The organism is Leclercia barmai, from assembly GCF_049312895.1.
In the GTDB taxonomy this organism is placed as follows: domain Bacteria; phylum Pseudomonadota; class Gammaproteobacteria; order Enterobacterales; family Enterobacteriaceae; genus Enterobacter; species Enterobacter barmai.
The window spans coordinates 738,616-753,028 of record NZ_JBMNWZ010000002.1 but is presented as its reverse complement, the minus strand read 5'-3'; the positions used below and the strand labels follow the sequence as shown (position 1 = coordinate 753,028).

7 protein-coding genes are annotated in these 14,413 nt (G+C 60.8%); 5 read left to right on the top strand and 2 right to left on the bottom strand.

The genetic code is table 11. The features are described from left to right. Positions 1-14: 14 nt before the first annotated feature. On the bottom strand, positions 15-3,332 hold the full coding sequence (locus ACOYA6_RS11845) for a CapA family protein (protein ID WP_422654750.1): 3,318 nt from the start codon (positions 3,330-3,332) through the stop codon (positions 15-17). Between the two features lie 4 nt (positions 3,333-3,336). Then, positions 3,337-4,236: an alpha/beta hydrolase family protein gene (locus ACOYA6_RS11840; RefSeq protein WP_422654749.1), complete on the bottom strand. Its 900-nt coding sequence runs from the start codon at positions 4,234-4,236 to the stop codon at positions 3,337-3,339. A 115-nt stretch (positions 4,237-4,351) separates the two neighbouring features. Here ACOYA6_RS11840 and ACOYA6_RS11835 point away from each other — a divergent pair, with 115 nt between their 5' ends. From ACOYA6_RS11835 to ACOYA6_RS11815, 5 genes are all read left to right on the top strand, one after another. Next, positions 4,352-6,013, top strand: coding sequence for a Mur ligase (locus ACOYA6_RS11835; protein ID WP_422654748.1), 1,662 nt, complete (start codon positions 4,352-4,354; stop codon positions 6,011-6,013). A 9-nt stretch (positions 6,014-6,022) separates the two neighbouring features. After that, the gene (lapG, locus tag ACOYA6_RS11830; protein WP_039032616.1) at positions 6,023-6,715 is read left to right on the top strand and encodes a cysteine protease LapG; all 693 of its coding nucleotides are present in this window, start codon (positions 6,023-6,025) and stop codon (positions 6,713-6,715) included. Positions 6,716-6,724: 9 nt separating this feature from the next. Further along, positions 6,725-8,671: a cyclic di-GMP receptor LapD gene (lapD, locus tag ACOYA6_RS11825; RefSeq protein ID WP_422654747.1), complete on the top strand. Its 1,947-nt coding sequence runs from the start codon at positions 6,725-6,727 to the stop codon at positions 8,669-8,671. Between the two features lie 26 nt (positions 8,672-8,697). Continuing rightward, positions 8,698-9,039 carry a hypothetical protein gene (locus ACOYA6_RS11820; protein WP_039032618.1) on the top strand — a complete coding sequence of 114 codons (342 nt, stop codon included), beginning with the start codon at positions 8,698-8,700 and terminating at the stop codon, positions 9,037-9,039. A 279-nt stretch (positions 9,040-9,318) separates the two neighbouring features. Further along, positions 9,319-14,301 carry a hypothetical protein gene (locus ACOYA6_RS11815; RefSeq protein WP_422654746.1) on the top strand — a complete coding sequence of 1,661 codons (4,983 nt, stop codon included), beginning with the start codon at positions 9,319-9,321 and terminating at the stop codon, positions 14,299-14,301. Positions 14,302-14,413: the final 112 nt, after the last annotated feature.

Sequence of the window (14,413 nt, the reverse complement as noted above, 5' to 3'; positions counted from 1 at the left end):
CTTAAAAATTCTGCTTACTGTTCTGCGTACGCATCCAGCGTCATGATTAGCTTGTACTCTCCATCTTCACATACCGCGCGCCAACCCGCGCCGGAGGCTTCCTCCCGGATAATGGGCATTCCCTGGGCGGTCAGGTGTGCGATCAGATCGGTGAATTCAGCCTCGTTAACCGGGCGGGGCTGCCAGAAGGTCTTTTTATTGTCGGTCAGGATCGGCAGGAGCTGGATCTGCGGCACCTGCCCGCCGAGCAGCAGGCGGACGATAAAACCATACGGCGGCATACCGCGTTCCCGATACTCGCCGTTACTGTTAAACACCCCGTTGCCGATGCTGTAGAGCACCAGGCTTTCGCCGAGGCGGGCCGCTTCGCCGGGCATATGCGGCCCGGAGCCGATGATCAGATCGGCTCCGGCCTCGCTCAGGCGCTGCGCCAGCGCGCGCTGTCCCGCCGTCGTCCAGCGGTAGTCGAGCCCCCAGTGGGCAAGCACGATGGTGGTGGCCGGGTTGGCGCTGGCCTTCTCCAGACGCAGCTGTTCCGTCAGCCCACCGCTCAGACAGGCGACGCCCGCCCGGCGCGGGCGGGCATAGAAGGCGCACTCCTGCTCCATAAAGCGTCGGTACCAGTAGGCGCTAAAAATCTTGTACTGCCTGTCGCCTACCGTCAGCACCAGCGGGGCGTGCGCCTGCTGGGCATTGAGTCCGGCCCCGATTGTGGCGATGCCCCCGTCGCTAAACGCCGCCAGCGTGCTGTGCAGACCCGGCAGTCCGGCGTCCATGGCATGATTGTTGCCCAGCGCCACCGCGTCGATGCCCTGTTTGCGCAGGGCCGCAACAGAGGCCTGCGGATCCCCGGCCAGGCAGAATGTTTTTCGGCCTTCCGGGCTGGCGCTCAGGTCGGTGGCAAGGGCCGCTTCGAAGTTGGCAAGGGTAAAATCGCTGCCGCGCAGCAGCGGGGCGATGCCTGCAAAGCTGTGATCGTATCCGTAGCGTTGCAGGGCATCGTCGATACCGCGCCGCTGACGCTTGCGGGTGTACCACTCGCCAAAATAGGTGTCCCCCAGCAGGGTAATTGTTGCTGCGGGTTTGTCGATCTGGCGTTCGACGGGGACCGGTGCAGGCTGCGCGCCATCCGCCCGGGAGAGCAGCTCATCCAGCAGATAGTCGAGATGGAAGGCGTCATCCGCCCCGGCGGCGCAGGCCAGCCAGAGATCGCCCGCGACCCACTGCAGCGCAAAGCCCCAGCGTCCGGCACTGAATTGCCCCCAGGCGCTGCCGTTGCTGTGCAGGTTGGCGGTTTTACGGTACACGTGCTCGCCGATGGCCGCCTCGTGCTCAGCAAACCACGACAGCAGGTGCGGGTAGCGCAGGTAGAAATGGTACAGCAGCCTGGCGACATCCCTGAGCGTGGTGCGCTGGCCGGGACGCGGGCGGCCGGAGACGTTATTGATGTGGGTATGCGCCATCGCCCGCTCACCCATCAGCTCACGGAGCTGCGTCAACGCCCGGGCGCTGCTGCCTGCCAGCTGTTCCGCGATGTGAATGGCAGCGTCGCAGGCGTTATGAATCAGCATCCCCTGCAACAGCGACTTCAGGGTCACCGTGCTGCCCCGCGGCAGGCCGAGCGCCGGATTACCTTTCAGGACGTGGGCGGCGATGCCGTGCATTTCAACAGGCGTTTCGAGGGTCATCTCTTTCATCAGCAGCCGCTCCGCCACGCAGGTGGTCAGCAACAGCTGGCTGAGATACGTCGGCGCAAAGATGCTGTCGCTCAGTTCGGATACCCGCGTTTCGCCGGTGGCGAGATTCACCAGCAGGCGGGCGGTCTGCTCTTTTTTCAGGGCTGGTGGCGCAGCGAGACGGGTTTTCAGCAGGCTGATGACCCGGTTGAAGTCAGAGTTGCGCACGCTGCCTTTGACCAGCACGATATCGCCGTCGCGTAGCGTCGGTGCCGCGGCATCCACCAGCGTCTGCGCAGTGCGGAAGTGGCCGCCGCGAACCTTCTCCGGCAGGGTATCGTGCAGGGCTGCCATCTCCTCTCCGTGCAAAAATGCCTTCCCGCAGCCCGCCGCCAGCAACGGCTCCGCCAGCGAGCGGTGGATCGCGTCAGACTGGTCGCCGAGGTTGACGATCCGCCCCAGCAGGGCGACCACCCGGCCACCGCTTTCCCGGGCGTGCTGCCCGGCCACCTCGAAGGCGTTGAGCATGGAGAGGTATTCGGCGTTGTAGCTGTCGTTTATCAGGGTAACGGCCCCGCCGTCCGGCAGCGCGAGGCGGGTAATACCCATATGCTGGCCGTCGCTGTGCCAGGCTTCAAGGCAGGCGACGATCTCCGGCAGGCTCACCCCGAGCAGGTCGGCGGCGATAAGCGAGGCCACCGAGTTAAGAGCAGCCCCTTTGCCCGGCACGGCCAGCCGGTAACTCAGGCTCTGCTGGCGAAAGTTGAGGGTAACCAGGCTGCCGTTGCCATCCGGGGTAAACGCCGTAATGCGCGCGTCTGCGCCAGGATGAAAACCGTAGCTGATGATGCGGGCCCCGTCGCGGGTGACGCTCGCGGCCAGGGTCTCATACCCGGCCATATCGCGGTTCAAAATGGCGTAGCCGCCCGGGATCAGGCCATGGCTGATGCGTGCTTTAAAGCGCGCCACGTCATCTAAAGAGGTGACGTTCTTCCCCACCTGGGTCATGCCGATTTCAGTGATGATGACGATATGCGGCTTGATGCGCGGGCCGATCCCGCCGTTGCGCATCCACAGGGCCGAGATCGCCACTTCCATCACCACCGCCTGCGGGTTGCAGACGGTCCGGGCCAGAGTCACCGAGGCGCCGGTGCGGGTGTTGTGGTTGCCGTGACTCGCCACCACCGACATGCGGGTTGCAAGAATGCTCTCCAGCATCTCTTTGGTGGAGGTTTTCCCTACCGTACCGGTGATCGCCACCAGCTTACCGTCCAGCCGTCGCCGCGCCTCTTCCCCCAGCCACTGCAGCGCCTCATAGCTATTGCCGACCACCAGCTGGGGGAAGTCTGGCGGCAGCCCGTCAACCCTGCGCTGAACAATCGCCCCGCAGTAGCGGGAGGCGTGGCGGGAAAGCGAAAGATGAGTATCGTTCCAGCCCGCGTAAATGCCGGTATTGCCGGAGCCCTGCAGCCAGGTGTCGGTATCCATGGCAATAAACAGGCAGGGACGGGTGGACAGCGTCTTGTCATGAAAAATGGCGATGTCGCAGGCCTGCCAGCCTGCCTCCGGTCGATTGTGCCAGACGCTACCGGGCAATTTTTCGAGGTCGGCGGCGGTCCATCCCCGGGGTGGCGTCTCAGCACGTTGCTGACTCATGAGCTTATTCCTGCTTTTTTGCGGCATATCCGCGTTGCGGACAAAGATTAATGGCGATAATCCCGGCGTTACCCTTCAGATCGTGGTAATGCGGCGGGACGGCGGGGCGTTCGAGCAGTTCCACCCGATGGCCGTGCTCGCGCAGCGCAGCGGCAAAGCGTGCCTGCAGATCGAAAGGCGTAGTGCGATCCTGCGGATTACCAATTACCAGGATCAGCCGGAAGGGATCGGCGGCGATCCCGCTGATATGGTCGAGCGGGTCCCAGGGGTGAGGAAGTCCGGTATTGTCCAGCCCAGGGGCAGGGGCTTCACCGCGCCGCTGGCGGATGCGCTGCGCCCGCTCCAGTATTCCCCAGGCGCCGGAGGTAAGCACCGCGCAGTCGATATCCCGGCGACCGGTGGCTAACAGCGCCGACGCGGCGGTTGCGCCCCCGCTGTGTCCGCTCAGAATAAAGCGCTGGATACCGTAGCGAGCCTTGATGGCATTGAGGGCGGCATCTATCGCCTGGAACTCTTCAGCCTGACGACGATGATAATGGTTGCCGCTGGAGCCGTAGGTGCCGGGGCGGGCGATAATAATCGTGGGCAACCCGGTCTGGCGCAGGATGGCCCGGGCCTGACGGCGCTGATCGGCTGCGGTATTGCCGGGGATGGATTCGGGTGGGCGCTTAATCTGCGAGACGCGATCGCCTTTCAGTATCACCACCACCAGCGGGGCGGCCTGAAGGTTTCCTGCGCTGAAATAGCGCATACAGGCGTTGCCGTTCGGAGTCTGTACCCACAGGGCATCGTTACCGGTCGGGCAGTGCTGTCGGGAGGCCGGTTGGTTCCACAGCAGCGGCGTATCAGCGTAAGCAAAAACGCTGACCAGCAGCAGGATCCACACCGCGAAACATCGACTCAAAACACCGCCCCGGGAGAAACAATAGACATACAGAATACACATCTTGTCATACATAATGGTATCATCGATTAAGATTTTTCTGACAGGGTTTCCTCAGGCGTTATCAGGAGTACAAATGCCGCTCAGCCAATTACTGGCGCAAACCCGCCCGGCGATGGAATTGCTGGACGTCGCGCCCAAACCGTCGATCTGCCCCGCCTGGGCGATCTTTTTTAGTGCTTCCGACAGCCAGAGCCGTGCGCATATTGTGCAGGGGTGCGGCGACACCTTCGATCAGGCCTGGCAGCAGGGCGCACAGGCGCTGCAGCAGTGGCAGCGAAAGAGCGGCACCGAGGTTTGCTGGCTGCGGGTAGATCTTGTCGATAAAGTACAGGCCCTGCGCTGGGATAACCTGCAGGCGCGTTTAGCCAAAACCAAACGTAACTATTTTCGCTTTGGCCTGAGCCTGGATCCGGCGTTTCGCTACGCGATGCTGGAGCAGGAGATTGCGGCCAACGCGCTGCTCTACCACGGCGACCACGGCGTCGCCACGCCCAATGCCAACAACCTGGCCCATTTCTCCCGCCGCCGCTTCGGCGCGCTGCTGACATGGCCGGAGCAGCCTGACCAGACGCTCTGGCGCTTTACCACCCGGGCGCTGTTTTGCGACGGCGAGCGGTTGCTGCCCATTGAATCAACCGGGCGTAACAGCGGCTACCGCCAGCTTCCCGACTGGCAGGCGACGGCGCTGGAGCCGATGATCGCCTCCGCCACCGACTATCTTGCACGCCAGATTACCCCTTCCGGGCGCTACCAGTACGGCTGGTTCCCCTGCTTCGATCGCGCTATTCCGACCTATAACGCCCTGCGTCACGCCAGCTCCACCTATGCGCTACTTGAAGGGTGGGAGGTCACACAGCAGCCGGAACAACGAGCGGCCATCGAACGGGCGCTGCAGGATCTTTGCCGCAGCTTTATTCGCACTTACCGGCTTCCCAATGGCAGTGACGCCGATTTCCTGGTGGATACCGGGGATGAAATTAAGCTTGGCGGCAACGCGGTGTGCATTCTGGCGATGGCGAAATACAGCGAGCTGACCGGCGATAATCAGTATCTGGCGCAGATGGCGCGGCTGGCGAACGGGATCGGCTATATGCAGGACCGTAAGACGGGCGGGTTTGTCCACGTACTGAACGCCGGGGATCTCTCCCTGAAGGCGGCACATCGCATTATCTATTACGACGGTGAAGCGGCGTTTGCCCTGATGCGTCTTTACGGCCTGACTCAGGCCCCGCGCTGGCTGGAGATGGTCGAGCGGGCGATGGATCATTTTATTGCGCAAAAGCACTGGCAGGCTCACGATCACTGGCTCAGCTACTGCGTCAACGAGCTGACGCTCTACCGGCCGCTGGAGCGCTACTACCGGTTTGGGCTGGATAACGTGCGCGACCACCTCGACTTCGTGCAGAACCGCGTCACCACGTATCCCACCCTGCTGGAGCTGATGATGGCGGCGTCGGGGATGATTGCGCGGCTTGAAACATCGCCGCATAAGCATCTGCTGGCGGGTTTTGATATGGCAGTATTCAACGAGGCGCTGGAGACCCGCGCCCGCTATCTGGCGAACGGCTTTTTCTGGCCGGAACTGGCGATGTTCTTCAAAAACCCGCCACGCATTGTCGGCAGCTTTTTCATTCGTCACCATAGCTACCGGGTGCGGATCGACGACGTTGAGCACTACCTTTCCGGCTATGTCGCGTACCTTAAGCGCTGGCTTGCCCGGTCAGGCGAGAAGTAAGCCAGCGCCATGCGGCTTTCTCGTTCCCGTTTCGTGAGCTGTCGACGCTGGCTGTCGCTCTGGCTGGTGGTATTGCTGGTTATCTCCCCCGGGCTTGGCGCCGGGTGGGATTTCAGCGCCATCAGCACCCGTACCGAACGGCTGTATGGCCCGGCGACCCCGGCCGCCCGGCAGCGGATTGACGAGTGGGCCGCCTTGCTTAAGCAGCCGTCTCAGGGATCGATTCAGGGCACGCTAAACCGGGTTAACCAGTTTTTTAACGCCCGCATGGCGTTTCGCGATGATATCGTCGTCTGGAAGCAGCAGGATTACTGGGCCACGCCGATTGAGTTTTTACGTAAGGGGGCAGGGGACTGCGAGGACTTTGCGCTGGCGAAATATTTCACCCTGCGCGAAATGGGCGTTCCGGCAAACCAGTTACGTATTACCTATGTTAAGGCACTTGAACTGAACCAGGCGCACATGGTGGTGACATGGTATTCCACCCCCACGGCGATCCCGCTGGTTCTGGATAATCTGAAAACCGCCATCTTGCCGGCCACACAGCGAACCGACCTGCTTCCGGTTTATGCGTTTAACGGCGAAGGGCTGTGGCTGCCGCAGTCCGGCGGCAACAAACGCGTGGGTGACAGCAAAAGGCTCTCCCGCTGGCAGGATCTTCTCACCCGAATGCGTGCAGAAGGATTTGTAATTAATGAATAGGATAGGGCCATGTCTCTTTATAAACAGCTACTGATAGGCATCTGTTTATTTACGCTCGTCATTTTCTGCGGCAACTTTTTCGTTACCCTGGAAAGCTCACGGGATCAGTACCGCAATCAGCTCAGCGCCCACGCGCAGGACGCGGCGACGGCGCTGGGCCTCTCCCTGACGACCCATATCGACGATCCGACCATGACCGAGCTGATGGTGAACTCCATCTTCGACAGCGGCTATTTCTATCGCATTCGCGTGGTGGACATTCAAACCAATAAACCGATCTTCGAGCGCAGCGACATTCCCCAGAGCACCCGCGTGCCGCAGTGGTTTGTGCGGATGGTGAACCTCAGCCCCGGTGAAGGCGATGCCATTGTGATGCGGGGCTGGACCCAGGCCGCCCGGGTGGAAGTGGTCAGCCATCCGATGTTCGCCCTGGCCCGCTTGTGGAACAGCATCGTCGCCAGCTTTTTATGGCTGATCGGCTGCAGCCTGCTGTTTGTGCTGGCGGCTACGCTGATGTTAAGTCGCGCCCTGCGTCCGCTTAACTATATTGCCGGACAGGCGATGGCTATCTGCCGTCGCGAGTTCCTCAACATCCAGGCGTTGCCGAAAACCCCCGAACTGCGCCGGGTGGTGGATGCCACCAACATGATGGTGACGCAGCTCAAGGTATTATTCAGCGAGCAGGCCCGGCGCACCGAAGCGCTGCGTCAGGAGGCCTATCACGACAGCCTGACCGGCCTGAGCAACCGCCGGGCATTTGACATGCAGTTGCAGTCTCGCCTGAGCGATGAAGAGAACGCTGCCGGTCATATTATGCTGCTGCGGGTGCAGGATCTGATGGGCCTGAACCAGCGTCTTGGCGGAGCCAAATCTGACCAGCTGCTGGTGGCGGTGGCGGATATTCTGAGCGGCCTGCAGCGCAACTATTTCCACAACGAGGGCTTTTTAGCCCGCGTGCGCGGCGGGGAGTTTGCCATTATCGCCCCGCAGATCCTGGGCCAGGATCTCGATAATCTGCGCAACACCCTCAGCACGCAGCTGAAGGCGCTTTCTGAGATGGGCATGAGCGACGTGACGCCGGTGGCGCACTTCGCGCTGGTGCCGTTTAACGTTGGCGATACCCCGCAGGCGGTGCTGACCCAGGCGGACCAGGCGCTGGCGAGAGCCGAAACCGAGATGCGCATCTTTGCCACGCCCGATACTGCATCGGACACCGGGAGCGAAGAGGATCATCACAGCTGGTACACCCGTCTTGATGCGGTGCTGACCCGCGGTGGCTTCGAGCTCTTCTCGCAGCCGGTTTACGAGTGCAATAACCGGCATGTGGTGCTGCACCATAAGATCCTCGCCCGCATCAAAACCGAGGAGGGTGAGCTGGTGCCAGCGGGGCGCTTTATGCCGTGGATCCACCGCCTCGACCTCAGCCGTCGCATGGACATCGTGATGCTCCAGCAGACCCTGGGTGAGCTGGCAAAATCGCCGCGCCCGCTGGCGCTCAGCATCAGCGGTGCCAGCGTCGCGGACGACCAGAGCCTCAACGCCCTGTTGCAGCCGCTGAAAAGCGCGCCGCAGCTGGCGAACTGGCTGACGCTTGAGCTGGATGAGAATGAACTGCCCGACGTCGAGCGGGTGAACGTGCTGGTCAGTCGCCTGAAGGCGCTGGGTTGTCGTCTGGGGATCCAGCATTTTGGAGGACGCTTCCACCTTATCGGCAATTTACCGCAATGGGGTCTGGCCTGGATTAAAGTTGATGGCAGTTATATTCGCGATATAGACAGCGAAGACGATAAAAAACTGTTTATTGAGGCAATTTACTGGGCCGCCCGCCAGATTAATCTTCCCTTAATTGCCGAGCGCGTGGAAACAGCGGGCGAACTGGCGACCCTCGAAAAAATGGGGTTATATGGCGCGATGGGGCGCTATTTCGCTGATGCCAGTACGCTGGGTGGAAATTAACCGCAAAGGCTAATCAGAGGCTGAAAATGTATTACTTAGAACGCGATACGGAAAGACGAATAATTCGGGTGGAACTGACACCTTTTCCCGCAATGACGGAACAGCACGATCTCTGTACGCCTGAGATTGACGAGTGGTTGCGCCAGCGCGATACCCGAGAAGCCACGCTGTATCAGCTGCGGCAAAGCGACCTTGAGATGGTGCGTGTGCTGGAGGATCTGATCGAGGTGCTGATGAGCAAAGGGGTGATCACCATCACCGACCTGCCGCCAGCCGCACAGGCCAAACTCACCAGCCGTGCGCAGGCGCGTCGCTCGCTGAGTGGGCTGGAGGGATTAATTGCCGATGACGATGAAGGCCTTATTTAGCCGTTATTATTACGTGACTAAATTAATCAGCACGAAATAGAGGGTTATTTTTCAGACTCCCCTATTTTGATAGTGCTGACCTTTTTCGATTCCTGTTTATTCATGGCATCTATTAATATCCTGCTCTGACCTGAATCTGAATCAATAAATCAGCGGCAGAAAGGCGTATCGTAGTTATAGTTGCACAGCGAATTATCAATACAGATTAAATACTCTTTTCGCATTCTGAGCCTGAGCAATGGATGAATTGGGCGAGAAAAAGATTGAGGGAGACAATATATGAGTGGCGTATCCGGGATCGTCAAAGCCGTAATCGGACAAGTATTTGCCGTCAGCCCTGACGGCAGCAAGCGTTTACTGACCGAAGGCGACCGCGTTCTCGAAGGAGAACAAGTCCAGACGGGAGCGACTGGCGCAATTACCTTATCTCTGGCGGACGGTAAACAGCTGGATCTGGGCCGTGACACCCAGTGGGACAGCTCAGGGCACGTCGTCACGCCAGACGCGGCGGCCCAGCAGCAAGATATTGCTGCCATCCAGCAGGCAATTGCCGACGGGCAGGACCCGACGCAAACCCTTGAGGCACCAGCTGCAGGTCCACAATCCGGTAACACTGGCGGCGAGCCAGGCGGCAGCGGCGGCGGGTCACATACCCACGTCGTGCTCGATCTTACCGCTGAAATTGTTGACCCCAATGCGGGCTACCCAACGGTCGGGCTTGATTTCCCCGACGACGAACCCCCGGAAGAGTTAACGCTGCTCGACCCTGACGATTCTGATGCGGACGCGGATTCTGATGCCGATGCCGATGCCGATGCCGATGCCGATGCCGATTCTGATGCAGATGCTGATGCTGACGCCGACGCCGACGCGGATTCGGATTCGGATTCTGACGCCGACGCAGATGCCGACGCCGATGCGGATGCCGATGCCGATGCTGACGCCGACGCGGATGCGGACGCCGATTCCGATGCCGATGCAGATTCTGATGCCGATGCCGATGCCGATGCAGATGCTGATGCGGATGCTGATGCGGACGCCGATGCCGATGCCGATGCGGACGCCGACGCGGATGCGGATGCAGATGCCGATGCCGATGCAGATGCTGATGCTGATGCGGACGCCGATGCGGATGCGGATGCTGATGCAGACGCCGATGCGGATTCTGATGCCGATGCGGACGCCGACGCGGATGCCGATGCAGATTCTGATGCCGATGCCGATGCCGATGCCGATGCGGATTCTGACGCCGACGCTGATGCGGACGCGGATGCCGATGCCGATGCCGATGCAGATGCCGATGCCGATTCTGACGCGGATGCCGATGCTGATGCCGATGCTGACGCCGACGCGGATGCGGATGCAGATGCCGATGCTGACGCCGATTCCGATGCCGATGCAGATTCTGATGCCGATGCCGATGCCGATGCCGATGCCGATGCCGATGCCGATGCAGATTCTGATGCCGATGCCGATGCCGATGCCGATGCCGATGCCGATGCCGATGCCGATGCCGACGCGGATGCCGATGCCGACGCGGATGCAGATGCCGACGCGGATGCCGACGCGGACGCGGATGCGGACTCCGATTCTGATGCCGACGCGGATGCTGACGCAGATGCCGATGCGGATTCTGATGCCGACGCAGATGCAGATGCCGATGCCGATGCCGATGCTGACGCTGACGCTGACGCTGACGCTGATGCGGATTCTGATGCGGATGCCGATGCTGATGCCGATGCGGATGCTGATTCCGATGCAGACGCTGATGCCGATGCCGATTCTGATGCAGATGCTGATGCTGATTCCGATGCCGATGCGGACGCTGATGCCGACGCGGATGCGGATGCGGACTCCGATTCTGATGCAGACGCTGACGCCGACGCTGATGCAGATGCAGATGCGGATGCCGATGCCGATGCAGATGCCGATTCTGACGCGGATGCCGATGCTGATGCGGACGCCGACGCCGACGCGGATGCGGATGCAGATGCCGATGCCGATGCTGACGCCGATTCCGATGCAGATTCTGATGCCGATGCGGATGCAGATGCTGATGCGGATGCAGATGCAGATGCTGATGCGGACGCCGATGCGGACGCCGATGCGGACGCCGACGCGGATGCCGATGCGGATGCCGATGCGGATGCGGATGCTGATGCAGATGCCGATGCGGATTCTGATGCCGATGCGGACGCCGACGCGGATGCAGATGCGGACTCCGATTCTGATGCTGACGCAGATGCCGATGCCGATGCCGACGCAGATGCCGATGCGGATGCCGACGCGGATGCAGATGCGGACTCCGATTCTGATGCTGACGCAGATGCCGACGCCGATTCTGACGCGGATGCTGATTCCGATGCGGATGCCGACGCCGATGCGGACGCAGACGCAGACGCCGATGCAGATGCAGATGCCGACGCTGATGCTGACGCTGATGCAGATGCTGATGCAGATGCAGATGCAGATGCAGATGCTGACGCTGATGCAGATGCTGACGCTGATGCAGATGCAGATGCTGACGCCGACGCGGATTCTGATGCCGATGCCGATGCCGATGCTGATGCTGACGCGGATTCTGACGCGGATGCCGATGCCGATGCCGATGCTGATGCTGATGCTGATGCCGATTCTGACGCGGACGCTGATGCGGACTCCGATTCTGACGCTGATGCGGATGCGGACGCTGATTCTGACGCGGATGCTGATTCCGATGCGGATGCCGACGCCGATGCGGATTCTGATGCTGATGCTGATGCTGATGCTGATGCCGATGCTGACGCTGACGCTGATGCCGATGCGGATGCGGACGCTGATGCCGACGCGGACGCGGATGCGGATTCCGATTCCGATTCTGATGCAGACGCTGACGCAGATGCGGATGCGGATGCGGATGCGGACTCCGATTCTGATGCGGACGCGGACGCCGATGCCGATGCAGATGCAGATGCTGATGCCGACGCGGACGCGGATTCTGATGCCGACGCCGACGCCGACGCCGACGCTGATGCAGATGCCGATGCAGATGCAGATGCCGATGCGGATGCCGATGCGGATGCCGATGCCGATGCCGATGCCGATGCCGATGCCGATGCCGATGCCGATGCCGACGCAGATGCCGATGCCGATGCCGATGCCGATGCCGACGCTGATGCCGACGCAGATGCAGATGCAGATGCTGATTCCGATGCCGATGCCGATGCCGATGCCGATTCCGATGCCGATGCGGATGCCGATGCGGATGCGGATGCAGATGCGGACGCTGATGCCGATGCGGATGCGGATGCAGATGCGGACGCCGATGCCGATGCCGATGCGGATGCCGACGCTGATGCTGATGCCGATGCCGACGCGGATGCCGATGCCGACGCGGATGCCGATGCCGATTCCGATGCGGACGCCGATTCTGACGCGGATGCCGATGCTGATGCGGACGCCGATGCTGATGCGGACGCCGATGCCGACGCCGACGCGGATGCAGATGCAGATGCAGATGCCGATGCCGATGCCGATGCCGATGCCGATGCTGACGCTGACGCTGATGCGGATTCTGATGCCGATGCCGATGCAGATGCAGATGCAGATGCCGATTCTGATGCGGATTCTGACGCCGATGCGGATGCCGACGCCGATGCTGATACCGATGCCGATGCCGATGCCGATGCCGATGCGGATGCTGATGCCGATGCCGATGCGGATGCTGATGCCGATGCCGATGCGGATGCGGATGCGGATTCTGACGCGGACGCCGATGCTGACGCCGATTCAGACGCCGACTCCGACGTCAAACTAACCGTCACCGTCACCCCGGGCAATAAAACCTCCGAGACAACGGACGACAAGATCATCCACGTTAACGGCGGTAGCGGCGATCCTAACGGTTACGACATCCAGAACGGCGTGATTGTGGCCATCGGCAGCAACGTGCACGTCTGGCTGACTCCGGATAGCCCGGATGGCAAGATCCCTGGCGACTTCGTGCCTAAGGCCGATAGCCCGGATCAGATCCACTACTACAACAGCCAGGGTAACGCCAACGCCAACAACGGCGACAAAACCTACACCGATATTTTTGTGGTCGGGGATCACACCGGGGGTTACTACCAGCAGGGCGACTGGCCGGAGGATAAATATGAGTTCAGGCCGGTCAACGGTATTACCGGCAACCAGGGCGTACCGCAAAGCGAGGCGGGTAAGGACTATATCTTTGTCCAGGGTAATGAGGCTGACTACACCGTCACCGGGGTCGAACATCCACAGAACGGTAAGAACAATGACATAGACAACCTGCATATTGTCGATAACGAGACCGGGAAATCACCGTTCCATAATGCCAACGGTATCGAAGGGGTCGTATTTGGTGATGGCCCGTCTTCTGAGCTCGGTGGCAATACCACCGTCAGCTACACGGTAACGCTGAACCTGGATGTCAATCTCGAAACGTCGGACAGCAGCGACCACCTTAACAGCATCACGCTGAGCGGGATCCCGGAAAACGCGACCTTTACCGGCAACTATGCGGACGTCAGTTACAACGCTGAGGATAAGACCTACACCCTGACCTTTGATAACGACACCTCGCACTTCAACGGCCAGGTAAGCGTTGAGCTGCCAAACGGCCAGAGCGATTTCGGGGAGATTGGCCTGGTAGTAGACTCATCCGCCGCCGAGCATCATGACACCGACTTCACCGTCGACGGGAAAGAGGGCGGGACCTTTGTCAGTGGATCCCACGGCGGGGAAGAGCACGCCGATGACAACGTGGACGATCATCCGCTGATGGCCGCCCACAGCGTTGAGGAGCATCATGCGGACAGCGACAGTGATGAGAATCAGAAGCAGGCGCACAGCAGCCTGACGGCTGATGACCATGACGCAGACCACAGTCTGGCGAGCGCGGAGCACGCCGCATCGTTAATCGATGACGACAATCTGTTGCTCAACACCACGGCGGCGGATAATAGCAGCATGCCGACGGCCTCGGCCGATCACGCGGATGCTGCGCAAAGCGAGACCCTCACGCTCCAGAGTACGGATCAGCAGGAGCAGCTGAACTTCAGCGATCTGATCCATGACGAGGAGCACAACGATCTCAGCACGCTGATCCAGGCGGGGCCGCAGAGCGACACGGCGGATGGCCCGGCGGAAGTCGAGCATGTTCCCGCTGAAGGCGGCGAGATCGCCGGAACCGATGGCTATGACGGCGGTAACGACGCGATGCTCGATAACCTGATCGCCAAACCGGAAGATCATGCCTGACAGGTCGCCGCGCAGGGGCAGTCTGGCTCTGCGCGGCACACATTATTCAGATCAGACGACGGATCCCGTCTGACCGCAAAATCGCAGGACGCATTTTTTCCCTCGGTCTAAT

What these genes read in the sequence shown, in the direction of transcription:
- ACOYA6_RS11835 (WP_422654748.1), top strand. Translation starts at nt 4,352, where the DNA reads ATGCCGCTCAGCCAATTACTGGCGCAAACCCGCCCGGCGATGGAATTG.
- ACOYA6_RS11815 (WP_422654746.1), top strand. Translation starts at nt 9,319, where the DNA reads ATGAGTGGCGTATCCGGGATCGTCAAAGCCGTAATCGGACAAGTATTT.
- ACOYA6_RS11820 (WP_039032618.1), top strand. Translation starts at nt 8,698, where the DNA reads ATGTATTACTTAGAACGCGATACGGAAAGACGAATAATTCGGGTGGAA.
- lapD (WP_422654747.1), top strand. Translation starts at nt 6,725, where the DNA reads ATGTCTCTTTATAAACAGCTACTGATAGGCATCTGTTTATTTACGCTC.
- ACOYA6_RS11845 (WP_422654750.1), bottom strand. Translation starts at nt 3,332, where the DNA reads ATGAGTCAGCAACGTGCTGAGACGCCACCCCGGGGATGGACCGCCGCC.
- lapG (WP_039032616.1), top strand. Translation starts at nt 6,023, where the DNA reads ATGCGGCTTTCTCGTTCCCGTTTCGTGAGCTGTCGACGCTGGCTGTCG.